This window comes from Pseudomonas sp. RIT288 (genome assembly GCF_000631985.1).
GTDB lineage: Bacteria > Pseudomonadota > Gammaproteobacteria > Pseudomonadales > Pseudomonadaceae > Aquipseudomonas.
Map to the genome: position 1 here is coordinate 50,928 of NZ_JFYN01000005.1, position 24,220 is coordinate 75,147.

At 59.2% G+C, this 24,220-nt stretch carries 20 protein-coding genes; 3 read left to right on the plus strand and 17 right to left on the minus strand.

The window, feature by feature from the left end; translation table 11 throughout:
* Positions 1–5: 5 nt before the first annotated feature.
* From BW33_RS06200 to BW33_RS06255, 14 genes are all read right to left on the minus strand, one after another.
* Positions 6–422 (minus strand): DUF4398 domain-containing protein, encoded by a 417-nt coding sequence (locus tag BW33_RS06200; protein WP_052032685.1) that lies wholly within the window; start codon positions 420–422, stop codon positions 6–8.
* Positions 423–675: 253 nt separating this feature from the next.
* A complete protein-coding gene (locus tag BW33_RS06205; RefSeq protein WP_047597820.1) occupies positions 676–1,431 on the minus strand; it encodes a carbonic anhydrase in 756 nt (251 codons plus the stop codon).
* A gap of 87 nt (positions 1,432–1,518) precedes the next feature.
* Positions 1,519–1,962 (minus strand): hypothetical protein, encoded by a 444-nt coding sequence (locus tag BW33_RS06210; protein WP_047597821.1) that lies wholly within the window; start codon positions 1,960–1,962, stop codon positions 1,519–1,521.
* Complete coding sequence (locus tag BW33_RS06215) at positions 1,959–3,164, minus strand: EAL domain-containing response regulator (protein WP_047597822.1); 1,206 nt, start codon at positions 3,162–3,164, stop codon at positions 1,959–1,961. The genes BW33_RS06210 and BW33_RS06215 overlap by 4 nt, the downstream gene beginning before the upstream one ends.
* 188 nt (positions 3,165–3,352) lie before the next feature.
* Positions 3,353–6,220, minus strand: a complete 2,868-nt coding sequence (locus BW33_RS28030; protein ID WP_052032686.1) for an autotransporter outer membrane beta-barrel domain-containing protein — start codon at positions 6,218–6,220, stop codon at positions 3,353–3,355.
* Positions 6,221–6,401: 181 nt separating this feature from the next.
* Complete coding sequence (locus BW33_RS06225) at positions 6,402–6,974, minus strand: hypothetical protein (RefSeq protein ID WP_047597823.1); 573 nt, start codon at positions 6,972–6,974, stop codon at positions 6,402–6,404.
* Positions 6,975–7,006: 32 nt separating this feature from the next.
* Positions 7,007–9,487, minus strand: coding sequence for a fimbrial biogenesis usher protein (locus BW33_RS06230; RefSeq protein WP_236645203.1), 2,481 nt, complete (start codon positions 9,485–9,487; stop codon positions 7,007–7,009).
* A gap of 127 nt (positions 9,488–9,614) precedes the next feature.
* Positions 9,615–10,328: a fimbria/pilus chaperone family protein gene (locus BW33_RS06235; RefSeq protein ID WP_152546090.1), complete on the minus strand. Its 714-nt coding sequence runs from the start codon at positions 10,326–10,328 to the stop codon at positions 9,615–9,617.
* A 505-nt stretch (positions 10,329–10,833) separates the two neighbouring features.
* Complete coding sequence (locus tag BW33_RS28300) at positions 10,834–11,469, minus strand: DUF1120 domain-containing protein (protein ID WP_081794179.1); 636 nt, start codon at positions 11,467–11,469, stop codon at positions 10,834–10,836.
* 257 nt (positions 11,470–11,726) lie between these two features.
* Positions 11,727–12,125, minus strand: coding sequence for a fimbria/pilus periplasmic chaperone (locus tag BW33_RS06240; protein ID WP_081794180.1), 399 nt, complete (start codon positions 12,123–12,125; stop codon positions 11,727–11,729).
* A gap of 172 nt (positions 12,126–12,297) precedes the next feature.
* Positions 12,298–12,942: a DUF1120 domain-containing protein gene (locus tag BW33_RS28305; RefSeq protein ID WP_081794181.1), complete on the minus strand. Its 645-nt coding sequence runs from the start codon at positions 12,940–12,942 to the stop codon at positions 12,298–12,300.
* Between the two features lie 326 nt (positions 12,943–13,268).
* The gene (locus tag BW33_RS06245) at positions 13,269–16,898 is read right to left on the minus strand and encodes a transporter substrate-binding domain-containing protein (RefSeq protein ID WP_047597824.1); all 3,630 of its coding nucleotides are present in this window, start codon (positions 16,896–16,898) and stop codon (positions 13,269–13,271) included.
* Positions 16,898–17,524 carry a response regulator transcription factor gene (locus BW33_RS06250; RefSeq protein ID WP_047597826.1) on the minus strand — a complete coding sequence of 209 codons (627 nt, stop codon included), beginning with the start codon at positions 17,522–17,524 and terminating at the stop codon, positions 16,898–16,900. Before BW33_RS06250 ends, BW33_RS06245 begins: the two co-directional genes overlap by 1 nt.
* A gap of 134 nt (positions 17,525–17,658) precedes the next feature.
* A complete protein-coding gene (locus tag BW33_RS06255; protein WP_047597827.1) occupies positions 17,659–18,879 on the minus strand; it encodes an EAL domain-containing response regulator in 1,221 nt (406 codons plus the stop codon).
* Positions 18,880–19,313: 434 nt separating this feature from the next.
* On the opposite strand from BW33_RS06255, the gene cysZ reads away from it, so the two are divergent.
* Together cysZ and BW33_RS06265 are read left to right on the plus strand one after the other, a co-directional pair.
* Positions 19,314–20,066, plus strand: a complete 753-nt coding sequence (gene cysZ, locus BW33_RS06260) for a sulfate transporter CysZ (RefSeq protein ID WP_047597828.1) — start codon at positions 19,314–19,316, stop codon at positions 20,064–20,066.
* Between the two features lie 54 nt (positions 20,067–20,120).
* A complete protein-coding gene (locus tag BW33_RS06265; protein WP_047597829.1) occupies positions 20,121–21,320 on the plus strand; it encodes a glycosyltransferase family 4 protein in 1,200 nt (399 codons plus the stop codon).
* 135 nt (positions 21,321–21,455) lie between these two features.
* Here the strand turns inward: BW33_RS06265 and BW33_RS06270 are convergent, their stop codons facing one another.
* The 3 genes from BW33_RS06270 to BW33_RS06280 all read right to left on the minus strand — a co-directional run bounded on the left by BW33_RS06270 (position 21,456) and on the right by BW33_RS06280 (position 23,871).
* Positions 21,456–22,559 (minus strand): NADH:flavin oxidoreductase, encoded by a 1,104-nt coding sequence (locus BW33_RS06270; RefSeq protein WP_047597830.1) that lies wholly within the window; start codon positions 22,557–22,559, stop codon positions 21,456–21,458.
* A 221-nt stretch (positions 22,560–22,780) separates the two neighbouring features.
* Positions 22,781–23,263: a glutathione peroxidase gene (locus BW33_RS06275; RefSeq protein ID WP_047597831.1), complete on the minus strand. Its 483-nt coding sequence runs from the start codon at positions 23,261–23,263 to the stop codon at positions 22,781–22,783.
* Positions 23,264–23,385: 122 nt separating this feature from the next.
* Complete coding sequence (locus BW33_RS06280) at positions 23,386–23,871, minus strand: FKBP-type peptidyl-prolyl cis-trans isomerase (protein ID WP_047597832.1); 486 nt, start codon at positions 23,869–23,871, stop codon at positions 23,386–23,388.
* Here BW33_RS06280 and BW33_RS06285 point away from each other — a divergent pair.
* Entirely contained in the window at positions 23,840–24,166 is a 327-nt protein-coding gene (locus BW33_RS06285; protein WP_045122156.1) for a DUF3565 domain-containing protein, read from the plus strand. The two genes, BW33_RS06280 and BW33_RS06285, sit on opposite strands and share 32 nt — an antisense overlap.
* Positions 24,167–24,220 lie beyond the last annotated feature (54 nt).

The following is a 24,220-nucleotide window of genomic DNA, read 5'->3' on the forward strand; positions in this document are numbered from 1 at the left end:
AATCCTCAGTTGGAAAGCGGGGTGGTTGACTTCAAACCAGAGTCGGGGGCCTGTAGCATTTCCTGCTTGAGGACCTGAATACCGGTCTGGGCATCCTTCAGCTCTTTCTGCAATTTCGCGGTACGCGCCATGCGCTCGGCCAATGCCGAGTCCGCCGCGATCTGCTCAGCCAGACTCTTGGCCTTCCCGAAGTTTCTTTCGCCGAGCGCACGGTCCATCAACATGGTTTTGTCCTGCGCGGTTTTCATTTGTACCGGCGCGTATTGAGTCGCACCTGCGGATACCGCGCGGCTCAGAGCATTACGTGCCAAGGAAACTTGTTCGTCAGGCGCAGGGACGCTGGCGCAGGCACTGATCAAGACAGTGCCGATGAGCAGCGAAGACCAGAAAAAGGCTCGCCGGAATACAGGTTTAGTACTCATAAAGTTCTCCAGATGTTCTCAATGCTTGAAGCCTTCCTCACCCAAGTGAGAGGCAATGGACATCCACACGCGCATTACCTGACGGCAATGCACAGCGGCTTAGTGACGATTCATTGGGCGGGTGGTCCACTGCTGCATCAGCCCCCGCCTAACTTCTCAGCCAGTGCTGAAAAGCCGTACCTCATCTTGCGTGACCTCCCAAGCCAACAACCGAGGCAACGGCCTGAATTCCTGTAAGAAATTTCCCAAGGATTTAGTCCTCGTCCACCTCGCGCTCATTGAGCGGTTGCGACGGACGATGGTTGTCGGGAAACAATTGGCGGATTTTCCGGATCTGGGTCTTTGACATTTCGATGGGTTGTTCGAACAGAACCCACTGCACCCCTTCCGTGCAGGGCGGCGTGGTCAGTGAGCCCTTGTAGAAGACATGATGGCTGGCGGCGGGCACTAGAGATCCGAGGTCCGGCGCGTCCTTTGCACTCAGGGTCAGGGTTTGGTTTTCATGATCGGGGAGTCGCTTCCACAACGAGGCAAGCTCACGGTTGTTTTTCCCTTCCTTGACAAAAAGCCCTATGACCAGCAAACGGCCGTCCGAGTCTTGGTTGACCAAGTGCATTTCCATTGGATACGACACATGGTCGATCTGGTGCTCGCTGGGGGTGTGAAAGTGGAACTGAACCAGGCGGTATTCGCGGCCCTTGAACGTGACGGTTTCCACATCACCCACGTTGGCCTGAATGCTGTGGCCATTGTTGACCACATCGAGCGACATCGCGCCGTAGCTGATTTTCAAGTCCGAGGCGCTGCCCGCAAGCGGGTGAATTTTTTTCAACTCGACATCGATGGGCGACTGCTGTTCGCCTTGGGCGCACAGCTCGCTGCCCAGCATGCCCCAATGCGCGGGACCATGGGCCCCGTGATAATTCCAGTCAGCTCCATGCGAGTGCTGACTGGCCAGGGAAAAGCACAATGGAACGATCAAATAAAAAGGACGAATAAATACGCTCATGAGGCCTCGTTTAAAAACCGTTAAATTCGACAGACGCGAATCCATACGCGTATCGCTACTGGCCATGCACAACGGCTTATTGACAGTTCATCGGGCCTGCCGGGCGGATCCACGCAACCACGACAACGCTTTAATGCCGGCCCACTGGACAGGTTGATCAATAAGGCTCATCAGCAGACTCAGCGAGTCAACGTCTGGGGGGACCGCCGAGCAGGCACGGAGCGATTGGTCCGCACTGTGCAACACCAGCTCCAGCGATGGCTCTGGGCTGCCGTAGATCAGGACATGGCGGATATGCGGACGGGCACGACAGAACTGTTGCATGTCGATGCCATGCGGCACGCCCAGGGTCTTGTTAACGATGAGCAGGTCAAACGTTTGGGTGGCATTACTGGTCAACAACATCAGTTCATCGAAGGTGCGGATGGGCGCGATGCGGTAGTAGTCGAGTCGGTTGAGCTGCTTCTCGATGTGCAGCAACTGCTCGTGACGCTCATCGGCGAGCAGGATGCGCAGTTTCTTGTCGCTCATGCGCGCAGGCTCCGCTGTTGCCCACCCTCGAGCCAGCGCAACAGGTCGCCACCACTCATGGGCTTGGCGTACCAGTACCCCTGCCCCTGACTACAGCCCATGTTCAACAGATGCTGACGTTGCTCATCGGTCTCGATACCCTCCACCACCACCGCCATGCCCAGGGCCTCCCCAAGCGCTAGAGTGCTGCTGACCACCGCATGGCAACGCGGCTCTTGGGTCAGCGCCTGGACGAACTCGGCATCCAGCTTGATTTCGTTGAAGGGCAGCTGGAGCAGGCGCTGGAGTGAAGAAAAGCCGCTGCCGAAATCATCGATGGACAAGCGGCAACCCATCATCCGCAAGCGATACAGGCACTCCAGGCTGGTTTCCGGCGCTTGCAGCAGGCCGCTCTCGGTCAGCTCGAAGGTCAGGCTTGAACCCCGCGCGCCGTACTCACTGAGCAAAGTACGGATCTGTGAGGCGAGGGTACCGCTGGACAATTGTCCGGCGTGCAGATTGAAGGCGAAATTCAGGTCATGCCCCAGCGTGCGCAATTGCTGTTGCAGCGCGAGCCCCTGGTGCAACTGCTGGCTCAGCAGCTCATCGAGCAAGTCGTACCGCTCCAGGACCGGCAGGAAACAAGCCGGAGAAAGTACCTTGCCTGACGTATGCCGCCAGCGGGCAAGCACTTCGACGCCAGTGATTTCCCCTGTCTCCAGGATGAATTTTGGCTGAAAGAACCCACAGAGTTCGTGAGTCACCAGGGCCTCGCGTACCTGCGCCTCATCCGGAAAGATTTCCGGTGGTTCGGGCGGGATTGCGATACGCGGCGCACTGCAATGCTTTTTTAGCAGGCGCTCCAGGGTTTCGTAGTGCAGCGGCTTGCCGATATCGCCGAGCAGTTCCAGGTTCAACAGGGAAATGATCTGCCGCACTGTGCGCCGCAGGTCGGCGGACAGCGAGCTGCTGATGATCACCGAGCCCACCTGCCCCGAATGACCGACCGCCTGCAAGAACTCCAGGCCGTCCATGCCATCCATGCGCAAGTCGCACAGGGCGATATCCACCGGGCCCACCTCGTTCAGCACCGCCAGCGCCTGCGCCCCGTCCGCGGCCTGGAACACCTGCGTGCAACCCATCTGCTGCAACATGCTCACGGCAATGGCGCGCTGGAACGAATGATCTTCAAGGACGATGACACGCAAAGTAGAAACAGGCATTGGGACCCACCCACGAGAAGTGTTGTACCGCATGTTGCGTGACCGGCCAGGAGAACAACCGAGGGAACGGCCTCAGTTGTTGTATGAAATTTCCCAAGCAGCACCTCTCGAATAACAGCGTCGAAAGTGCAAAAAAATCCAGGCAAAAAAAAGCCCAGCCAAGGCTGGGCAAAGGGAGCAAACACGTTCTACCAAAGGTAGCGATAACCGAGCGTCACACCCCACGGCTGTTCAATGTCATTGCCCTTGGCGAATTCGGCATCCAGGGAAAGCTTGCTCCGTTCACTGACTTGCAGGATCCCGCCAACACCCAGCTCGGCCCGATTACCTGGCAACTCCGACTTGAGCTTGTGACCGTTGACCCGCACATGGCTGTCCCCAGCATGTTCAGCGACATAGGAGGCCTTGACATAAGGCTGGGCCTGCATGCCATTACCCAGCTCCAGGCTGCGACCGAACAGCGAGCCAACACGGCTTTGCAACGAATCCATGGCCGCCGCGTCGACCCGCAGGCCATTGCTCGCGGTGTATTTCGCGGCCGTGGTGCGGGTGGCGCTGAGCTCGACCTGCGGCTCGACGAACCAGCCATCCTTGAGCTTGATGTGCTTGCCCACTTCCACATCGACACCGTAGCCGTTGGCGCTGTAGGAGCCCTTGACCGCGTTGCCCAGGTTGGTCGGCAGCTTGAGGTCGTTGTCGAAACGGCTGTACTTGAGCACGCTGTCGACATACACGCCGTTGTCGTTCAGGTAGGTGGCGTAGGCGCCCAGCATCCGGCTGTCGATCTGCCCGCTCGCGCCTTCGCCGAAATTCAGCTCGGACTTGGCGGTCCCCAGCATGCCGCCCACATACACCTTGCCGCTGGCCAGGCCGATCGCCTTGTCCGCGCCGATCTCGACCCCCGTGTTGTTCTGGCTGAAGGCCCGGCTGGAATGCTCGGCGATGTTGTAGCGACTGCCGATGGCCCGGGTCCAGACGCCGCCTTCATCCTTGCCCAGGCGCAGCTCGCCCAAGCGCTTGACCAAGGTGTTCATCTGCGCGTTCCACAAGGTGGCGGCCGCGGTCTGCGAAGCGATGGCGGCATTGGCCCCCGCGGACAGATGTGCCGGGGCTGGGTCCACTGGAATGACCGGGGGCTCGACCGGGTCGACCGGAGGATCACGCGGGTCAACCGGAGGGTCGACCGGCGTCACACCGGCGGTGTTCACCAGATACCAGTCATCCGCCCGCTGCTCCAGGGTGTAGCGGAAAGCGCCCGCGTCTACATGCCCGCCATACAGGCTGAAGCGCCCCGCGCCACCGTTGCCGTCCACCAGCATCAGCTTGCCGTTGGCCGCCGCCGGCTCATGGCCCGAGTCTTCCACCACCAGGGTATGGGCGCCTTCGATCGAACCGCCGACCTTGATCAGGTCGCCCTGCTCGCTGGCCAGGTCGCTGTTCATCATGAAGGTGCCGGTGCCGGTGAGGTCGCCGTCGATGGCCAGCACGCTGTGCACAGGACCGCTGAAACGCACCTGCCCTTGATCGAGGTTCAACTGCCCGATCTGCGAACTGCCGGTCATGTCCCAGGCACTTTGATTCAAGGTCAGCCCATTCAAGCCATGGGCCGTGCCAGTCAGGCTGGAGCCATCTTCCAGCAGCAGTTGTGAATTGCGCGCGTTGGCCTGAATGGCGCCGCTCAGGCTCGACTGACTGGCCGTGATCAGCACGTCCTCGCTGTCGAGCACACGGCCATCGGCGAGGGTTCGTTGATCCACCGACAACAGGGTGTCCGCGCTCAGGGTCGAGCCGCTCAGGTCGATTCGCGCGCTGCCACCCTGGACGCTGATGGCCCGGCCGTTGGCTACGTCGAGGCGGGTGTTCTGCACCTCGAAGGTGTTGCCGACGCCGGCGCTGGCCAATGACTGCAAGCCGATGCTGTCGGCACCAGTGGCCGCGATGTCCAGGTTGTCCAGGCGCAAGGTCCCGCCGTTATTGGCCTGGGCCGCCCGCGCCCCGCTACCGCTGAGGCTGATCGAGGAATCGGCGGCCGCGATGGTCGAGCCGGAATAGGCCGCCAGGCCAATCGCCGTCTGGTCGCTGCTCAGGTCGATGTTTTCAAGCGTGATCTGCGAACGGTCGCTCGCGAAGGCGCCGACGCTGCTGGCTCCGACCTGCAGCGACAGATTGCGCGCCTCGATGGCCGAAACGTTGCCGGCATACAGGGCATACGCCTGGCTCCCCTGGGTGTGCACGCGGCCACCGTCGAGGCTGGCTTTGCCGCCCAGTTGGGTAAAGACGCCAATGGCGTTGTCGCCCTGGGTCTCGATGCTCAGGTTGCGCGCCAGCAACTGGCTGTCGGCATGCGGCACCCAGACGCCAAAGGCATTCGCACCGCTGGTGACAATCCTGCTGCCCTCCAGGGTCGCCGTGGCATTGCCGTTGACGTTGACCCCGATGGCGTTGTCGCCGCTGGTGCGGATGTCGCTGTCGATGAGGGTGGCCAGCGCGCGCTGGCGGGTGTCGGTACCCAGCAGGTACAGGCCATGGGCATTGTCGCCAGCGGTCTGGAAACGGCTGCCGCTGGCGCTGAGCTGGCTGGCGCCCGACAGGTCGGCCGCCGAGGAGAACCGCCCCTGGGTCTGCAGGTTCACATCGGTCAGTTGCACCTGGGCACCCTGCCCCAGGTTCAAGGCAAAGGAGTTGTCTCCCGCCGTGCTCACCCCGGTACGGTTCAACACCCCCGTCTGGTTCGCGCCGGCGAAGCTGAAACCATGGCTGGCATCGCCCAAGGTCGACACCGTCGAATCGTTGGCCAGCACCGAGCTGTTGGCCCCCGACAACACCACCCCGTGGCTGAACTGGCCGTTGGCGCTAATGACGCTGTCACGGATGCTGATCGGGAAATTATTCCCGCCATCGCGCACCCCCGGGAAGTTGTTCCCGGTCACATCGATGGTCACCCCATCCAGCACCAGGCCCGGCAAGGTAACGGCATGAGCCTGGCCCAGCGTCATGAATTCAAGGGCCACCCCCCCGACAACACTGACCAGACAGCACTTCGACTTGGAAGACATAAAACCATCCTTATTTTATTCGGCACGCAGCAGCCCCCATCGCAATCCTCAAATTGCAAAGTTGGCTTAGGCGTTTGCCTTGTTGAGAAACCACGATCAGCCTTGGGAGCTGTCCCTTACGCTTGAATCCACCGCCTCCGCTCCTGGCCTGCACTCGCCCTGGAACAGCGCGGCACCGCTCTCAGTAAACCCTTACCTCGAACGACAAATTGGCCTCCAGGGTCTTGGCCTCGCGGGTACGCAGCTCCGCGACCGGCACCACCGGCTGGATTTCCACTTGCAGCGACAGCACCGAACCCGTCGCCGGCAAGCCACCGCTGACCGGGATGATCATGTCTCCCGGCACCACGGTGATCGATGGGCTGTAGGCGCCCGCCGCCGCGCCAGGCGCCTTGACCTGCGCCAGCTCGACACTGCGTCCGTCAAGCAAGGCATTACTCAAGGTCACGCGGGTCTGCCCCTGCTTGGCAAACTTGAAGTCCGCACCGAGCTGCTCGCCCCGCAGCACCAGCAGCAACTTCGAAGGTTGCGGGCAGCTGGCGTTGAGGCTGATGACCCGATTGCCCAGGGAATGCAGGTTGCCGGCATTCAGGGCGGCGTTGGTACTGGGCGGCATGACCTGTCCGAAGTCCATCTGTGACTGGCTCAGGTTGATCTGGCAGTCATCGGCCAAGGCTGGCTCGCTCGCCAGGGTCGCGCCGACCAACAGCGTTCCGAGGGCCAGTGCCCTCAGGCTTAACAGGGAAGTTTTCATACTCGTTCCTCGCCCCGGCATGGGGTCGGCAATCAGCTGGCCGTGCAAGTGGCCTTGGCTGTTTCGAAATACACATCCAGATCCGGCTCTTGCGGGAGGCTGAAATGGATCGCGCAGGAGGTGCTCTCCGTGGTGTGAATGTTCAGGGCCTCGCTCAACTGCCCATTGGTCAGGAACACCTTGCCGTCATCCACCACCGTGGTGACGAAGTTGCCCTTGGCATCGAATACCGCCAGGCCCTTGCTCATCGGCTGGCCGGCGGCGTCGGTCACCCGCAGCAAGGCGCGACGCGACTTGACCACCGGGAAGTCGAGTTTCTGTACCGAGCCGCGGCCGGCCGACACCGACTTGAAGCCGTTCTGGATATCCACGTTGCGCGGCAGGCTCTTGGTCTCGATTTCCACCCGGGTGTTCTGGTAGGCATTGAGCTGCGGGATCACCGCATTGCCCCAGGGGTCGGTCCAGACCGGGCCGCTCGGGGTGGTCAGCTTGACGCCGCCGACATCGCCGACCTTGACCACGCCGAAGGTGTCGCTCAGCGCATAGGGCGACAGGGTCACGCCGTTTTCATGCACGGCCACGCCGCCCCGCAACTGGCCGCTGTAGCTGGTGCTGTCGGCGCCATTGCGCGCATAACCGAGGTTGACCTGGGCATAACGCGGCATCAGGTTGAGGTTGCCGGAGAAGTCCTGTTCCTTGCGCTCGGTGTCACGCTCGGCGCTCAGGCGATAGGTGGCGAAATCATTGCTGTTGTCATCGTAGGTGGTACCAAAACGGGTGCTGCCGTCGCGCTTGTTGGCATAAGCCCGCACATTGCGCTTGCCGCCCAGGGGCACGCTGATCGTGAGGTACATGGCATTGCCGCTATCGCTGGAGGAGCGTCCTCCACGGAAAAACTCATCCTGGTCGCGATTGCCGCCCAGGGAACGCTCGACGTTCAGGCTGACCGTCGCATGCTTGAAGGTTTTCACCCAGGAAGCATTCAGATGGCGGGTGCTACGGCCGTCGAAGGTGGTCCCGGTCGAGTAACTAGTAGCCAAGGCCCCCAGCACGTCGTCGTTCCAGCTCAGGGAAACACCGTACTGCTGTTGGCTCAGGCCATCGGTATAGCCAGGGGTCTGTTCGCGGGTGGTGTCGAGCAGGTCGCGATAACCCTCGGTCTGGCGGGTGGCGTTGACCCCGGCGCTGATTCTCTCGGTCAGGCTGGTGTTGAGCGAGATGCTCGCCTGGGTGCCGCTCTTGCCCTCCTCGCCAGCATTGGAGACGGTGTTTTGCACACTCATCACCGTGCTGGGGGTCAGGCTCGAATCCAGGGTCCAGGCCGCCGCGCGATAGTCGTTGTCGCTGAGCATCAGCCCGGTCGACACTTTATTACTGGGGTTCAACAGCCAGCCGCCGGTGCCGGTCACCACCATCGGCGACTGCATGTCCCGGGCCTCGAACGTACGGACCTTACCGGCGGCCACCGAATAACCTGGTGCGGTCAGCGCAACCTGGGACAGGGAGGCTGCTGGAATGGTAAAGCTGCGCTGCGAGCCATCCGCTTCGATGACCCGTACATCCAGGTCCGTGCGCCCGTTCAACAATTGCACGTTGGGCAGGCTGAACGGCCCGGCAGGCACCAGGCTGGTGTGAATCAGCGCGCCGGCCTGGCGCACTTCCACCCGCGCCGAACTCTGGGCAATACCCTCGACAGTGGCGCCGCCGAGCCCGCGACCTTGCAGCGCCGCCTCCGGGACCACCTGTACGCCGGTGATCGCCGCGCCCTGGAACACCGAGTTGCTGATATTGATCTGCCCCGCCTGCAGGGTCGACTTCAGCGGCACGAAGGTTTTCTGCGCATAGGTGTAGAGCGACTGGAAGTTGCTCACCTCGTTCTGCATCGAGTACGCCTGACGGCTGCGCACAATCCAGTCACCGGCGTTGAAACCCAACTCGGTATTGGCGGCGTAATAGCTGTTCTGCCCGCCAGAAAACTGGTTGTTCTGCCCCAGCACTTCATAGTTGAACAGCCCGGCGCTGCCGCCGCCCTGATAAATGCCCAGGTCTTCACCGATCGGGCGCAGGGCGTCGCTGCTGACCAGCAGGGCTACCTCTTCGCGGTTCGGCCGCAGTTCTACTTCGGTCTGTGGGTAGGCGCGGGCAAAGTCGTAGCAGTCGCTGTCCGCCGGGGGTTGCCCCTGGCTCAGCCGGTACTCGTCCGCGGGCACCCGCAGGTTGGCCTGATCCATGAGCGCCCGGTCGAAACACAACGCGCCCTCGGCATCGAACCGCGCGTCGACGCTGCCACGCGGGCTGCCGTTGACCTGCAGGCCGACCCGGCGACGGCCTTCGGTAAAGCGCGGTGCCTGGCTGAAAAACTCCGCCACCTTCGGATCGAGGCCAAGGCTTTTCAACATGCCCTGGTCGAACGACGCCGGGGCCGCTGCGCCCTTGGGTGCCGTGCCGCCGGGCGAGGCAGGCGCCGCGGCCTTGGCCACCTGCGCGCCGCAGGCGATCAGGCCGGCGATCATCAGCAACAAGGGTCTGACCCGGAAAGCTGGCATCGGCGCAGGGAATTTCCGCGCATTCCCTCGGCGGGAGTGCGCCATCGTCGGTTGCAAAGTCATGAGCTGTACCACGTGGAAGGTCGGAACGGGATCACTGCTTCTTCAGTGGCGCATCGAAAGGCGGGGTGGTGAAGCCGTAGGTGGTGGCCGGGTAGATCCGCACCTTGGCGTCAGCGCCCAGGGTGGTGCCGGCGGGCAGCTCGAAGTGGTGGGTCTGCCCCGGCAGGATGTAACTGGCAGGCAGTTCCAGCTTGAGGTCGGCCGGCATCACGCTGAATGCCTGGTTGAGGCGCACCACGTAACGGCTGTCGTTCTTCACCGCCAGGTCGCGACCGTTGAGGCTCCACTCCAGCAAGGTCCAGGGGTCCTGCTTCTTCGGCAGATCCCCGGGGCTGATCAGCACCGGCAGGTTCTGGCGCACGGTGACGCCGATCTTCGCCTTGGCAGCGGGGTCGGCTTGCGGGATGCCCTCGAAGGTCACGCGCTTGAGGCGTTGGGTGGTAATAGGTTGCTCCGACTGGACGATAAAACGCACCAGCTGCTTTTCCCCGGCCTCGACCCGGGCCACGGGCGGGCTGACCACCAGCAGGCTGTCCTGATCTTCCGGCAGGTTCTCCAGCGAGGTGTAGAGCAACATGGCTTTGTCATCGCTGTTGGTGACATTCATGGTGCCTTCGCCATCGGCGACATTGACCAATACCACGGTGGATTCGGGCACCATGCCTGCCGCATGGGAAATATTACTTAATGCAACTAACACAAATGCAGCCAAGGAACACAAGCCAATTTTATATGAAAACTTCATAGATAAACCCTCGCAAAAAAATTCGACCACTTAATAACTATCGCGCCGCCCCATACAAAAAAACATCCACTACCAAGGCAAGCAACACCAACAACATCACCTTAAGTTTAATGAGATGAAACCTTAAAAACAGATGAATCAGCCCACAATCATGTAGGAAATTTCTTACGCAACTTTAATTATATAAAAATCACTTCCAGAGCGAATTAGACAAAGGAAGATCAGGTGACACCTTAGAGCGGCTCTACCTACTTTATTAAATCGCACCGACCGAAGAGTGCCGATATTCATCCGGCGTGTGCGTCGAGAGGGAGCGAAAAAATCGCCCAGTAGATAATATTTTCCTCCTTATCGAAAGAGATGCGACTTAAAGAAAATCCGCAAAACCACTAAAGACTGACAAGCCATCTTCCATTAACAATTGACAAGAAAAAACAGACCAACCCATAGGACACTTATATTTTTAGAATTACGCCCACACCTGTAGGCGCAATACTATCCATCGTTACAAGTAACGAACTATCATGGTCGTCAGACCATCCAGGGTCACCGAGCGGGTCATATCCAGCGTGCTGGTAGGGGCAATAACTGAAAGAACATTGATAGTGCCTGCATAGTTACTATAGGCGCCTGGAACCAGCGTTCCCTTTGGAGCATAGCTGTGAGTGCGTACGCCGTCAGGCACTATAGGGCTAATAGCACTCGCAAGTACCCAGGCCGCAGTATCATTGGTTCTACTAATAAGATCTACCGAAGCCCCATCTGCGGTAGTCCCGGCAGGAACGGGAGTCATAAGGAAAAACCCGATATTAGCCCCCATGTGTTTTCCAAGCCCATTATAGGGAGCCCTGACAGTACTATCCCGGCGACTGTCAGTCCACGACATACCAATTCTAATAGGAGCATTACACGTAATGGTATAGCTAATGGTTCTGACGGCAAGTGCAGTCTCGGCAGTTGCGCTCAACGAGGCACCAGGAATCAAGCCGTAGTTAATAGTGCCACCACCTGCAAAAGTTGGCGTACAGGCAGTGGGTGCGATAGTACCAATCACCCGCAGATCGGCGGTATCGACAGCAAATGCACTCGTCGCGCTTAGCAGTAGCAAAGAACCCAGCAGTGTTTTCTTAGGGAAGCTCATGGCTAATCATCCGTATTAAGAACCTCAAAGAAAGGCTACTAGAGCAAAACGCAACGTTGTATCTGCCTTGCATCTATGACCTGGGCTCAGGGTAACGAGATCACTCATGCAGACGAATATGAAGTAGCCCAAGGGGATGTAGGAAATTTCCCAAGCAGTTGACGAAAAACAAGAAGAAAGAAACTGGATAAAGGAGGAATAAAGACTCGGGCCGTTACGGCCCTGTCACTGCAACTATTCCTCCGCGTCAATGGCTCTCAAGTGACCCGTTGTAGACGTTCAACCCTGTTGCCACCGCGGGCATTTCCTTTCTGGCGCACGGTGACGCCGATTTTCCCCTTGGCCGCGGGATCGGATTGCGGGATGCCCTCGAAGGTCACGTGCTTGAGTCGTTGGGCAGTAATAGGTTGCTCAGACTGGATAAAACGCACCAGTCGCTTTTCCCCGGCCTCGACCCGGCCCATGGGCGGGCTGACCACCAGCAGGCTGTCCTGATCTTCCGGCAGGTTCTCCAGCGAGGTGTAGAGCAACATGGCTTTGTCACCGCTGTTGGTAACATTCATGGTGCCTTCGCCGTCGGCGACATTGACCAATACCACGGTGGATTCAGGCACCATGCCGGCAGCCTGGGACATCGGGCTGATAGGGACCAACATGACGAGAAAGAGCAGTTTGGCCTTATCGAAAATATGAAAAATTATCCTCCAGCAAATTGAAAGCGCACTACTCCTTAGGGTTCAAGAGAGACAAGTAAGAAAACAAAGGACAAGCGAAGAAAAAACGAAATATCATATTGCGCCCTAAGTGGAGCGCAATATAAATACCGTATTACAGGTAGTTAACGGTCATAGTGGAGAGACCATCAAGAGTGACTTCAGTGTTCATATTGAGGCTTTGAGTCGGTGCAATTACCGAAGTCACACGAATTGTTCCGGCATATGTCGAGTAAGCTCCCGGAACCAATGTACCAACCGGAGCGTAGGAGTACTGTCGAATTCCATCATTCGCGACTGTACCGACATTGGAAAGAAGCCAAGGTCCAGTCGCAGTATTTTTCTGGATTAAATCGACAGCATTACCATCTGCGGTAGTACCAGCAACAACATTGGCGACCTGATAGCGACCAATGTTAGCGCCACCATGTTGGCCGAGGCCGAAATAGTTAATAGCCGGTGCCGTTCCTGTTGTAGCGGTACCTGCTCGAGCATCGCGCCAGGTTGTAGAAATCACAAGAGGAGCATTACAAGTAATCGTGTACGCAACATCCCGCGCGGCCAAAGTGGTCTCGGTAGTTTGGCCCAGAGAAGCGGGAGGAATGGCACCGTAGTTAACAGTCGCACCACCCGTAAAAACTGGAGTACAAGCACTTGGCGCAATAGTACCAATAACACGCAGATCCGCGTTATCTGCAAGCACACTGGTAGCGCCCAGCAACAACACAGAACCCAACATTACCTTTTTAGGAAAGTTCATCACATTTACCTATTAATAAAATACAAGGATAAAGACAGGCAGTGAGTTCAAGACTGTTCATCTCGTTAGCTTGTTCTCTATTACCTGGGCACCAGAATAAGCAAGGGCAAAGCGTGGCAGTATCCGAATCAGCCCAAGCCTTTGTAGGAAATTTCCGGCGACCTGAAGTGGCATGGGACAAGATCCCCGAGCATCATGTTGAAACCAACGCATTGCACGTTCCTCTGTGCAGCCTTGTATATAACGCGATTTTAAATTTTGAAGTTTCGAGACTCCGGACAATTGCGGCCCTGTCACTTAACACCCGGTTCTGCGCTTTAGTAGGTCTAGATGGATCCGGTGTAAGTATCCAACGCCATCGCCAGCGCGGACATTTCCTCTTTCAACGCAGCACCCGCCCGCCGCAGGGCCTGCCCGTCTGCCTTCGCTTCACAGGCGGCCTCCAGTTGCTCGCAGGCCAGGATCAGGCGTCGGGCCTTGACGATGCGCGCGCCGCCCTTGACCTTGTGCGCCAGGTCGGAGAGTTCCTGCCAGTCCTGGGTGGAGCAGTCCTCGGCCAGCCGGGCCATGTCCTGCTGGTTGCTCTGCGCCAGGTCGTTCAGCAGCTCGCGCATCGCCGTCTGATCGCCGCGGACCAGTTTTTCTAGGGAGGCGAAGTCGATGTCGTCGGTCTGCTCCTCGGCGGCTTGATCCGCCGGCACCGCGACGACGACCGGCTCGAACCGGTCCAGGCGCTGCTTGAGCGACTCCAGGCTGATGGGCTTGAACAGGCAGTCGTCCATACCCGCCTCCAGGCACCGGGTCTTTTCATCCGGTTGCGCGTTGGCGGTAAAGCCGATGATCAGGCACGGCGCCAGGCGCCGGTCCGCTTCCTCGGCACGGATCGCGCGCGACAGGGCATAGCCGTTCATGATCGGCATATTGCAGTCGGTGATCACCACATCGAAACGCTGCTTGCGCCAGGCGCGCAAGCCATGGGCGCCGTCCTGGGCCTCAACCATCTCGTGGCCCAGGTAGCCCAACTGCTTGGACAGCAGCAGGCGGTTGGCCGGGTAGTCGTCGACCACCAGAATCTTCAGTGGCTGCTGGAGCGAGGCTTCAATCGCTGAGGGTGCTTCAGGGGGCAGCGGTTCGAGGACCGGCATCTGCAGCAGTACTTCGATCTGCGTGCCCTGCCCCAGCACGCTATGCAAGTGCAGTTGCCCGCCCATCATTTCGCACAGGGTGCGGCTGATGACCAGCCCCAGGCCCGAGCCGCTGCGGCCGGACTGGTTGTTGTTGCTGGCCTGGGTGAAGGGGCTGAACAGGCGCTGCTGGTCCTCCACGGAAATGCCTTGACCACTGTCCTCCACCCGCAGCCGTATCGATAGCGGCTCGCCGGGAGTGTCGTCCAGCACTTCCAGGAGCAGGCGCACTTCACCTTCGGCGGTGAACTTGATGGCGTTGCTGACCAGGTTGGAAATGACCTGCTTTAAACGCAGCGGATCGATCGACACATCGCAATCGGCGCGCGCATCCAGCGTCAGCTCCAACTTCAGTTGTTTCTGCTCCGCCAAGCCCTCGAAGATCCGCGCCACCGACTTGATCAATTCCCTGAGGTTGGCGCGGCCCAAAGTCAGGGACAGTTTGCCGGACTCGATCCGGGCGATGTCGAGGATATCGCCGATCAAGTCCAGCAGGCCGTGGGCGGCTCCCGATGCGACTTCGATGGCAAAGCGGTCAAGAACGCCCTGATCGGACTTTTTCAGAGCCAGTTCGAGCATGCCGATCACCGCGTTCAGCGGCGTACGAATTTCATGACTCATGGTCGCCAGGAAAGTGGTCTTGGCCCGGTTGGCTTCCTGGACCATGCCCAGCAGTTGCTCCCGCTCGCTGACATCGATCCAGCCGGCGATCATGCCGGCAATGATCCCTTCGCTGTCCTTGTACGGCAGCATCCAGTGATAGATCGTCAGCCGACGACCGTCTGGCAAGATCAACGCGCGATCCTGGACTCTGGATATATCCTCGCGCAGTACCTGCAGGTACTCGTCGTGGTAGGCCGCCGCTTCGGTGCTGTCGGTAAACACGCTTTCAGTAATGCGCTTGCCCAGCACGTCGTCGTTGCTCAGGCCCAGTACATTGAGGTAGCTGGAGTTGCAGATCACCATGCGCCCCTCGAGGTCACGCACGTAGATCGGATGCGGCGTGCCATCGATCAGCACCCGCATGAATTCCAGCTGGTTGCTCAGCGCCCGCTCGGCCACTTCGCGCCGTTGGATCAGGCGGCGCAGGTAAGCGATCCAAAAAAAAGCAACCAGCAGCAACACACCAGCGATAAAGAAGCCCTGGACAATCGCATCGCGATTACGTAGCCAGAAGGTGTCGTCGATCACCACCTCGCTGCGCCAGCGGTTGGTGATCTCGGCCATTTCTTCCGGCGAGATACTCAGCAGGGCCTTTTCCAGGATGGCGTACAGTTCCAGGTCACCGCGCTTGGTAACGAAAGCAAATCGGGCGGGTTCGATGCCGACGGTGCTGGTGACCTGCAAACGCTCTCGATACTGCCGGGAAATCATGTAACGCGCGCTGAGCAGGGAGTTAGCGCCGGCATCGGCCTCACCCTTGGCGACCATCGCCATGACCTGGGCGGCGTTGTCCGCATAGACGATCTGCACCTGGGGAAAATGGCTGGTGATGTAGTCGGTGAGGAACATGCCGCGAATGATCGCAAGGCGTTTGCCGGCCATATCATCTAGAGTCGCCGGGCTCTGCGGATCCATGCGAGTGATCAACACGTAAGGTGTCGACAAATAAGGCCGAGTAAAGCGCATCTGCCCTTCCCGCTCGGCACTCGGGGTCAAGGCGGCCAACAGATCAACCTTGCCAGCCTGCAGGTTATCGATCTGTCGGGCCATTGAGGTGCCCCGCACCGTATCGAACTTCAAACCGGTACGCAGGCTGACCTTGGCCAGCACGTCGGCGCTGACACCACGCAGGGAACCTTTCTTGTCGAAGAACGACAGTGGCAGGAAGTTCTCCATCGCCGCCACCGTGACCCTGGGGTGCTGTTCCAGCCAGCGCTGTTCCTTGGGCGTGAGGTGGAGGCGATTCTGCCCCGGGATATTCATCTCGGAAGCTCCCCAGCGCCGCAGAATGGCCATGCGCTCGCCGATGGGAATCGCCGCGATGGCGGCATTGGTGATGCCCAACAGTCGAGTGTTGCTGGCGGACAAGGCAAAGGCAAAGCGGCTGCCCTCCAGCCGCGAGAAGTCGCTGAGCCGAACATTGTTCAGGTAGTTCATGCCGATCAAGTAGTTGGCACTGATGGCATCACCGAGGTAGGCATCGGCCTTGCCAAAGGCCACGGCACCAATCGCGCTCAACGTCGAAGGGTAGAGTTGCAGCTCAGCCTCGGGGTAGGCGCGTTTGACACTCTGCGGCGGCAGGTAGTGGTACAGCATTGAAATCTTTTTCCCCGACATGTCCCCGGCAAACGAAGCACCTTCGTCGCTGCGGGTGACGATCATCGGTTGATCGTCGGCATAGGCGGTCGACATCACCAGTTCGGGATCGCTCTCTTCGAAACCGTTGGCGGTGCCCAGCAAGTCGACTTCACCGTCTTTCAGCGCACGGATCACGTCGGCTCTGGACGGGAATCGACGCACCTGCACCTGGACGTGCAGCAGCTGCGCCAGCAGCCCTACGTAATCGGCGGTCAGTCCTTCGTAATCGCGACCGGTGCCGGTCACGTCGAAGGGCGGGTAATCCGGTGCCGAAATCCCCAAGTACAACGTGCCTTTCTTGCGCAACCAGCTCCAGTCCGCCTCGGCAAGCTCGACCTGCGGCTCCCCCAGACTGGAGCGCCCAAGCAATTGCAGGGTTTCCACTTCAGACTCATCAGAGGCGTGAACCACCGCGAATATCGGCGACAGCGACACCAGCAGGGCCAAGCACAAGCGCAATGAAGATTTCATCAGATCAGGTCATTACGCTTGGCCAGCTCCGACAGGTGCACCAGCGAGCTGATATTGAGTTTCTCGATTATTCGGGCTTTATAGGTGCTGATGGTCTTGTTGCTCAAGAGCATGTCGTCACCGATCTGCTTGTTGCTCAAACCTTTGGCCAGTTGCTGCAGAATCGACAGTTCCCGGTCGGAAAGGCTCTCGATCAAAGCCTGTTCCGAAGCTTCGACGTCCTCCCTGCGCACCGAGTTCAGGGTCAGGTCGGGGAAGAAGGTGTAGCCAGACTTGATGGCGTTGATAGCCTTCACCAGCTCATCCAGGTCATCAGCTTTCGACACATAGCCGGCGGCCCCCGCACGCATACAACGCATCGAAAAGAACACCGGGGACAAGGACGTCAGAACCAGGACCTTCACCGGCAGCGCCAACGCCGAGATGCGGTTCAGCGCATCCAGGCCGTCTACCCCCGGCATGGAGATATCCAACAGCACCAGGTTGGGCTGATGCTCACGGGTCAGTTGGACGGCCGAGGCGCCGTTGTCGGTTTCCGCCACGACCTCGTACTGCTGCTGCTTGAGGATCATCCTCACGGTCGAACGTATGAACGGGTGATCGTCCACAATCACGGCTTTGAGCATAAGAGCCTCTGGAAATGGGGGAACGAAATTCGAATCGGGAAGGGAGCAGGATGCTATATGCAAAGCGCCTGATGTCCCGCTACGGCTTTTAGCATATATGAGCTTTTACAAGTCGGCGTGCGACGTGTTTTTCTTCATCTGCGAAGCGCTGGCTCCCCCTCTTCCTCCCCGGCGATAGTGGGTGCCCGCAGCCATGTTAATAGCTCATGGGAAGACATTGGCTGGGCATAGTAAAAACCCTGACCGACTTCACATCCCATATTGATGAGCGCATAGCACTCCTGCTGATTGCTGACCCCTTCGATCACCAGCGACATGCCTAGGGAACGCGCCAAGGCCACCGTGCTGGCAATCACCGCTTTACTGCGGGGCTCATGGATGTTGCGGACAAATTCACCGTCCAGCTTGATCTCGCTGAAAGGTAATTGGCAAAGCAATTTCAGGGAGGAAAAGCCCACGGCAAAATCATCGATAGACAGCCCGCAACCCATCACCCGCAAACGCAACAGGCTCTCCTGAATCCTCGGCTGGATCTCCAGCAGGCCGCTCTCCGCCAACTCGAACGTCAGGATCGAAGCGGATACTCGATAGCGCCTTAGCGCTTGACGAATATGGTCGGTCAAACCCGCCTCCAACAGCTGGGATGCATGCAGGTTGAACGACATCTCCAGCGGGCGCCCACCCCGCTGCAACATGCCCAGCAGACTCAGCCCCTGTTCCAACAACTGCTTGAACATCTCATCGATCAGGTCGTACGCGAGCACAGCTGCTAGAAAATCCCTGGGCAGCAGCAGGCCCTTCGACGGATGCAGCCAACGCGCCAGGACTTCAACTCCCGCTGCCTGACCATTGGCTAGAAAGAACTTGGGCTGGAAGAACGCGCGGAACTCGCCCAGCGCCAGCCCGCGGCGAATGTCTTCTTCGTTGGGCAAGGTCATGACTGGAACAGGCATCGCTGTCTTTACCCGGCATTGATACTGATATCGCTGCAGGATTTTTTGCAGGGCCTTGGCCTGTATCGGGGTGCTCAGGGTTCCCAGCAGTTCCACCCCGGAAAACGAGACCATCTGTTCGATGGCCCGGCGCAACTGCGGTTGAAACTCACAGTAGAGAATCACTGCCCGAACCATCGACAACTGGCCCACGCAGTTAAGGAAATCCAGGCAATCCATGCCCATGTGGGCCAGGTCGCACAGGGCTACATCCACTTGGCCTTGGCGCTGCATCAAAGTCAGCGCCTTTTCTCCGCTGTCGGCCTGCAAAATATCGAAGACACCCAATTGTTGCAGCGCGGCGACCACGGCGCTGCGCTGAGCCGAGTGTTGTTCTAAAACCAGAATACGCAGGGAGGTCATCGTTCGTCTGCCATTGCCATGAAGCCAAGGAGAGGCATTCTGCTAGGTGATTTCGGAGTTTTGAGCAGGGATCCTCCCAAAGACTTGTAGGATTTTTCCCAAGCATAGATGCCAAGTGCCTACGCCAGAGGTCTAGGATGATGAGCAGTACTATCGAAGCATTAGCCGCACTGGTCGAGCTGCTAACGACAGATCTTTTGTTGCGAACACCCGCTTCATAGAGCAGACCTACACACCAACTCAGAATTTTTCTCGGGACCTGACCATGAATTTTTATGATCGCCCCAAAAAAAGCCCTGGGGGCTGTAAACGATTCGCTAACGAATGAATCCCCTCAGGTCTTTGTTACAGTGAATGTCGATGGCTTTGCCGCGCTTTCACACCAGTTGCAAAGTCGGTAAGGTCGGCGCGTTTTCCCTTGCTCGGAGCACCTTATGCCCGCCCCTGTTCTGTCCGGCCCGCAATACCTGCGCGAAGGCCTCAAACTGGTTCTCAGCCCCGGCCTGCGGCTGTTCGTGTTGCTGCCACTGGCGATCAACCTGGTGCTGTTCGTCGGATTGATCTATCTGGCCGGCCATCAGTTCAGCCTTTGGGTCGACAGCCTGATGCCGTCGCTGCCCGACTGGCTGAGTTTCCTCAGCTACATCCTCTGGCCGCTGTTCGTGGTGCTGGTGGCGCTGATGGTGTTCTTCACTTTCACCATGCTCGCCAACGTGATCGCTGCGCCGTTCAACGGTTTCCTCGCGGAAAAAGTCGAAGTGGTGGTACGCGGCACCGATGATTTCCCGGCCTTCAGTTGGGGCGAACTGATCGCGATGATCCCGCGCACCCTCGCCCGGGAAATGCGCAAACTCGGCTACTTCCTGCCCCGGGCGATCGGCCTGTTCATCCTCTCGTTCATCCCGGTGGTAAACATCGTCGCCGCGCCGCTGTGGCTGTTGTTCGGTGTGTGGATGATGGCAATCCAGTACATCGACTACCCGGCGGACAACCACAAACTGGGCTGGAACGAGATGCTCGCCTGGCTGCGCGAGAAGCGTTGGCAGAGCATGAGTTTTGGCGGGATTGTCTATCTGGTGCTGCTGATTCCGGTGGTCAATATCCTGATGATGCCGGCCGCCGTTGCGGGCGCGACCTTGTTCTGGGTACGTGAGCGCGGGGCGGAGAACCTCGTCACGCAGCGCTAGGCCGCTCACAAACAGCCAGTCACAAATCAATCATCCGAACGTCACAAGCACGACATGGCCTCAGCCGACACTGAGGTCATGACGACAGCTCTGCATATCACCCTGATCAGTGAAACTTTCCCACCGGAAATCAACGGGGTGGCCAATACCCTTGGTCGCTTGTGCGATGGCTTGCGCGCGCGCGGGCATCAGGTGGAACTGGTGCGACCGCGCCAGCCGGGGGATCCGCAGCGCGTCGAGGACGATGCCTTGCTGTTGTGTCGGGGCTGGCCGTTGCCGGGCTATCCCGGTCTGCAATGGGGCCAGTCGTCGATGCACAAACTGCTGCGGCGCTGGAAGCGTCATCGCCCGGACGTTTTGTACATCGCCACCGAAGGCCCGCTCGGTTTGTCGGCGTTGCGTGCGGCGCGACGCTTGGGGATCTCGGTGGTCAGCGGTTTTCACACCAATTTCCAGCAGTACACTCACCAGTACGGACTGAGTTTGCTGACGCGCTTGCTGACCCATTATCTGCGTTGGTTTCACAATCGCTCGACGATGACCCTGGTCCCCAGTGTCAGTCAGCGCCTGGAACTGGAGCGTCGGCATTTCGACCGACTCGCCCTGCTCTCCCGAGGCGTGGACAGCCAGTTGTTTCACCCGGCCAAGCGCCTGAACGGCTTGCGTGAGCAATGGGGCCTGAGCGAGCAGGACATCGCGGTGATTCACGTCGGCCGTCTGGCCCCGGAAAAGAACCTCGGCCTGCTCAAGCGCTGCTTCGACACCCTGTGCCGCACTTATCCGCAGCGCAAGCTGAAGCTGATCGTGGTCGGCGACGGACCGCAACGTGTGGCGCTGGAAAAGGACATTCAGCAAGCGATCTTCTGTGGTTCACAACGCGGCGAAGCGCTGGCGGCGCACTATGCGTCCGGCGATATTTTTCTGTTCCCGAGCATGACCGAAACCTTCGGCAACGTGGTGCTTGAGGCGCTGGCTTCAGGTCTGGGGGTGGTGGCTTACGATCAGGCTGCGGCGGCGCAACACATTCGCCATGGCTACAACGGCGTGTTGGCGATGCCGGGGGATGAGGAGGCGTTCTGCGATGCCGCGGCTTGGTTGCTGGAGGAGGATGAGACGCTACGTTGCGTGCGTCTGAATGCACGGCAGCATGCCAGTCGCCAGGGGTGGGCGGCGATCATCGAGCAGTTTGAAAAGCATTTGCGTGGGGCGTGTGTGCGGGAGCAGGTGTTGCCGAATGCGCAGACATTGCCCTAGATTTCCGCAGATTTTGAACCTGCCTTCGCGAGCAGGCTCGCTCCCACAAGGGTTCTCCAGTGAACACGGATTTTGTGAACCCAGAGAAACCTGTGGGAGCGAGCCTGCTCGCGAAGGGGCCGGTAATGGCGACGCTTAAACCAGTGTCATCAACGCCTCGCGGCTGAACGGCAGAATGTCCTGCTCACGCCCTTCGCGGACTTTCAGCGCCCAGTCCGGATCCACCAGCAGCGCACGACCCACTGCCACCAGATCGAACTCGTCGTTGTTCAAACGCTCAAGCAGTTTCTCCAGGCTTGCCGGTTGCGCGACCTTGTCGGTGTTGACCATGAACTGCAGGAACTCGCCGTCCAGGCCGACGCTGCCTACGGTGATGGTCGGTTTGCCAGTCAGCTTGCGCGTCCAGCCGGCCAGGTTCAGCTCGGAACCGTCGAACTCAGGCTCCCAGAAACGCCGCGTCGAGCAGTGGAAAATATCCACACCGGCATCGGCCAGCGGCTTGAGGAATTCGTCCAGCGCCTCCGGGGTCTGCACCAGACGCGCAGTGTAATCCTGCTGTTTCCACTGCGAGAAACGGAAGATGATCGGGAAGCCTTCACCGACCGCAGCACGCACCGCTTGAATCAGCTCGATGGCGAAGCGCGAACGGTTGGCCAGGCTGCCACCGTATTCATCGCTGCGCTGGTTGCTGCCTTCCCAAAAGAACTGATCGATCAGGTAACCGTGGGCGCCGTGGATTTCCACGCCGTCCATGCCGATGCTCTGCGCATCCTTCGCCGCCTGGGCAAATGCGGCGATGACGTCCTGAATATCCTGTTTGGTCATGCCGTGCACCACGACCTGGCCGTCCTTGAGTTTTTCCGTCGGACCGTAACCCGGCACGCTGGCGTCCGGCTCGGTGCCGATGCGGCGCACGCTGCCGACATGCCACAGTTGCGGAACAATCTTGCCGCCCTCGGCATGCACCGCGTCGACGACTTTCTTCCAGCCGGCCAACGGTGCTTCACCAAAGAACTGCGGCACGTTCGGGTAACCATTGGAGGCAACGTGGCCGACGGTGGTGCCTTCGGTGATGATCAGGCCAACGCCGGCCGCAGCGCGACGACGGTAATACTCGATCACTTTGGAGTTAGGTACACCACCCGGGGAAAACGAGCGGGTCATCGGCGCCATGACCACACGGGTCGGCAGTTCAAGGGCACCGAGGTGGAACGGTTTGAACAGGGCTTGCACCGGCATTGGAAGGCTCCACAGGGAATGACTTTATGACGGCGATAATATGGAGAGTTACAAGCCTTGAACAGCATTATTGATTTGGGTGATCAGGGATTAGAAACAAAAAGATCGTCCGATCGCGGCCCGAGCCTCCGGCAGCTCCTACACGTCATCGAATTATCGAATGATTGTAGGAGCTGCCGCAGGCTCGGGCCGCGATCGGACGATCTTTTGATCTTGCTGGTTCAGCTCAGCGCTTTTTCAATCGCGGCAATCACTGTCGGATCATCCGGCGCGGTGCGCGGCGAGAATCGCGCCAGCACCCGGCCGTCCTTGCCGAGCAGAAACTTCTCGAAGTTCCAGGTGATATCCCCGGGAAACTCCGCGCCCTCTCCCGCGAGCAAGCGGTAGAGCTGATGACGATCATGACCGTTGACTTCGAGTTTGCTCGACAACGGAAACGTCACGCCATAGTTCAGGCTGCAGAATTCCTGGATTTCCTGTTCGGTGCCTGGTTCCTGGCCAGCAAACTGGTTGCACGGCAGGCCCAGCACACTGAAGCCCTTGCCCTTGAATTGCTGGTAGAGGTTTTCCAGTGCCGCGTACTGTGGGGTCAAGCCGCATTTGGAGGCGACGTTGACCACCAGCACGACTTGGCCCTTGAAAGGCGCCAGCGGTAGCTCCTGACCATTCAGGGCTGTCAACTTAAGGTCGTGAAAAGCACTCATGACGGACTCCAGATTCCCGTGTTCTACTCGAAACAGCCACTTGACGAGAGCGCCAAGGACAGCCGCGGACTAAAAAGGCGCCCGCAGGCGCCTCTCCAGTACTCGAAGCTTAGCGCAGAAAATCAGTGGTGATGGCCACCTTCGCCATGGGCGTGGCCATGAGCGAGCTCTTCCTCGCTGGCGTCACGGATATCAACGACCTTCACTTCGAAGTTCAGGCGCTTACCGGCCAGTGGGTGGTTGCCGTCTACGGTGACGTCGTCGCCGTCCAGGTCACGGATGGTCACGATCTGCATCTGGCCGTCCGGCGCCGAAGCGTGGAATTGCATGCCGACTTCCAGCTCGTCAACGCCTTCGAACATGCTGCGGCTCAGGGTGCTGAGCAGATCAGGGTTGAATTCGCCGTAGGCATCTTCCGGCTCAACGGAAACTTTCAGCTCGTCACCAACAGCTTTGCCTTCCAGAGCTTTTTCCAGGCCCGGGATGATGTTGCCTGCGCCTTGCAGGTAGACCAGCGGAGCGCCGCCGGCGGAGCTGTCGATGACCTCACCAGCGTCGTTGGTCAGGGTATAGTCGATGGAGACAGCCTTATTGGCGGCGATCAGCATGGGGCGAGACCTTTTGCAGAAGAATATAGAAAGGCCAAGTTTAGCGAAGCAATCGCGCGAAAGCGAACACAACCCGGACAAACGGGATTCGACGATCACCGGCTTCCATCAGGATGAAGACGGTCACTGGGTGGCCGAGCTTTCCTGTGGCCACACCCAGCACCTGCGTCACCAGCCGCCTTGGCAATCGCGGGCCTGGGTCCTGGACCCGGCGCAACGTATTGAAAAAATAGGCCAACCCTTTGCCTGCGGTTGGTGCGCACAAGGCTCGGTTAGCGATAACCTTGGCGACTGAATTGCGGTAGGCGGTCACGTATAGATCGCCACCATTGCCATGCACCCTTAGAGA

What these genes read in the sequence shown, in the direction of transcription:
- BW33_RS06200 (WP_052032685.1), bottom strand. Translation starts at nt 422, where the DNA reads ATGAGTACTAAACCTGTATTCCGGCGAGCCTTTTTCTGGTCTTCGCTG.
- BW33_RS06205 (WP_047597820.1), bottom strand. Translation starts at nt 1,431, where the DNA reads ATGAGCGTATTTATTCGTCCTTTTTATTTGATCGTTCCATTGTGCTTT.
- BW33_RS06210 (WP_047597821.1), bottom strand. Translation starts at nt 1,962, where the DNA reads ATGAGCGACAAGAAACTGCGCATCCTGCTCGCCGATGAGCGTCACGAG.
- BW33_RS06215 (WP_047597822.1), bottom strand. Translation starts at nt 3,164, where the DNA reads ATGCCTGTTTCTACTTTGCGTGTCATCGTCCTTGAAGATCATTCGTTC.
- BW33_RS28030 (WP_052032686.1), bottom strand. Translation starts at nt 6,220, where the DNA reads ATGTCTTCCAAGTCGAAGTGCTGTCTGGTCAGTGTTGTCGGGGGGGTG.
- BW33_RS06225 (WP_047597823.1), bottom strand. Translation starts at nt 6,974, where the DNA reads ATGAAAACTTCCCTGTTAAGCCTGAGGGCACTGGCCCTCGGAACGCTG.
- BW33_RS06230 (WP_236645203.1), bottom strand. Translation starts at nt 9,487, where the DNA reads ATGATCGCCGGCCTGATCGCCTGCGGCGCGCAGGTGGCCAAGGCCGCG.
- BW33_RS06235 (WP_152546090.1), bottom strand. Translation starts at nt 10,328, where the DNA reads ATGAAGTTTTCATATAAAATTGGCTTGTGTTCCTTGGCTGCATTTGTG.
- BW33_RS28300 (WP_081794179.1), bottom strand. Translation starts at nt 11,469, where the DNA reads ATGAGCTTCCCTAAGAAAACACTGCTGGGTTCTTTGCTACTGCTAAGC.
- BW33_RS06240 (WP_081794180.1), bottom strand. Translation starts at nt 12,125, where the DNA reads ATGTTGGTCCCTATCAGCCCGATGTCCCAGGCTGCCGGCATGGTGCCT.
- BW33_RS28305 (WP_081794181.1), bottom strand. Translation starts at nt 12,942, where the DNA reads ATGAACTTTCCTAAAAAGGTAATGTTGGGTTCTGTGTTGTTGCTGGGC.
- BW33_RS06245 (WP_047597824.1), bottom strand. Translation starts at nt 16,898, where the DNA reads ATGAAATCTTCATTGCGCTTGTGCTTGGCCCTGCTGGTGTCGCTGTCG.
- BW33_RS06250 (WP_047597826.1), bottom strand. Translation starts at nt 17,524, where the DNA reads ATGCTCAAAGCCGTGATTGTGGACGATCACCCGTTCATACGTTCGACC.
- BW33_RS06255 (WP_047597827.1), bottom strand. Translation starts at nt 18,879, where the DNA reads ATGACCTCCCTGCGTATTCTGGTTTTAGAACAACACTCGGCTCAGCGC.
- cysZ (WP_047597828.1), top strand. Translation starts at nt 19,314, where the DNA reads ATGCCCGCCCCTGTTCTGTCCGGCCCGCAATACCTGCGCGAAGGCCTC.
- BW33_RS06265 (WP_047597829.1), top strand. Translation starts at nt 20,121, where the DNA reads ATGGCCTCAGCCGACACTGAGGTCATGACGACAGCTCTGCATATCACC.
- BW33_RS06270 (WP_047597830.1), bottom strand. Translation starts at nt 22,559, where the DNA reads ATGCCGGTGCAAGCCCTGTTCAAACCGTTCCACCTCGGTGCCCTTGAA.
- BW33_RS06275 (WP_047597831.1), bottom strand. Translation starts at nt 23,263, where the DNA reads ATGAGTGCTTTTCACGACCTTAAGTTGACAGCCCTGAATGGTCAGGAG.
- BW33_RS06285 (WP_045122156.1), top strand. Translation starts at nt 23,840, where the DNA reads ATGGAGACAGCCTTATTGGCGGCGATCAGCATGGGGCGAGACCTTTTG.
- BW33_RS06280 (WP_047597832.1), bottom strand. Translation starts at nt 23,871, where the DNA reads ATGCTGATCGCCGCCAATAAGGCTGTCTCCATCGACTATACCCTGACC.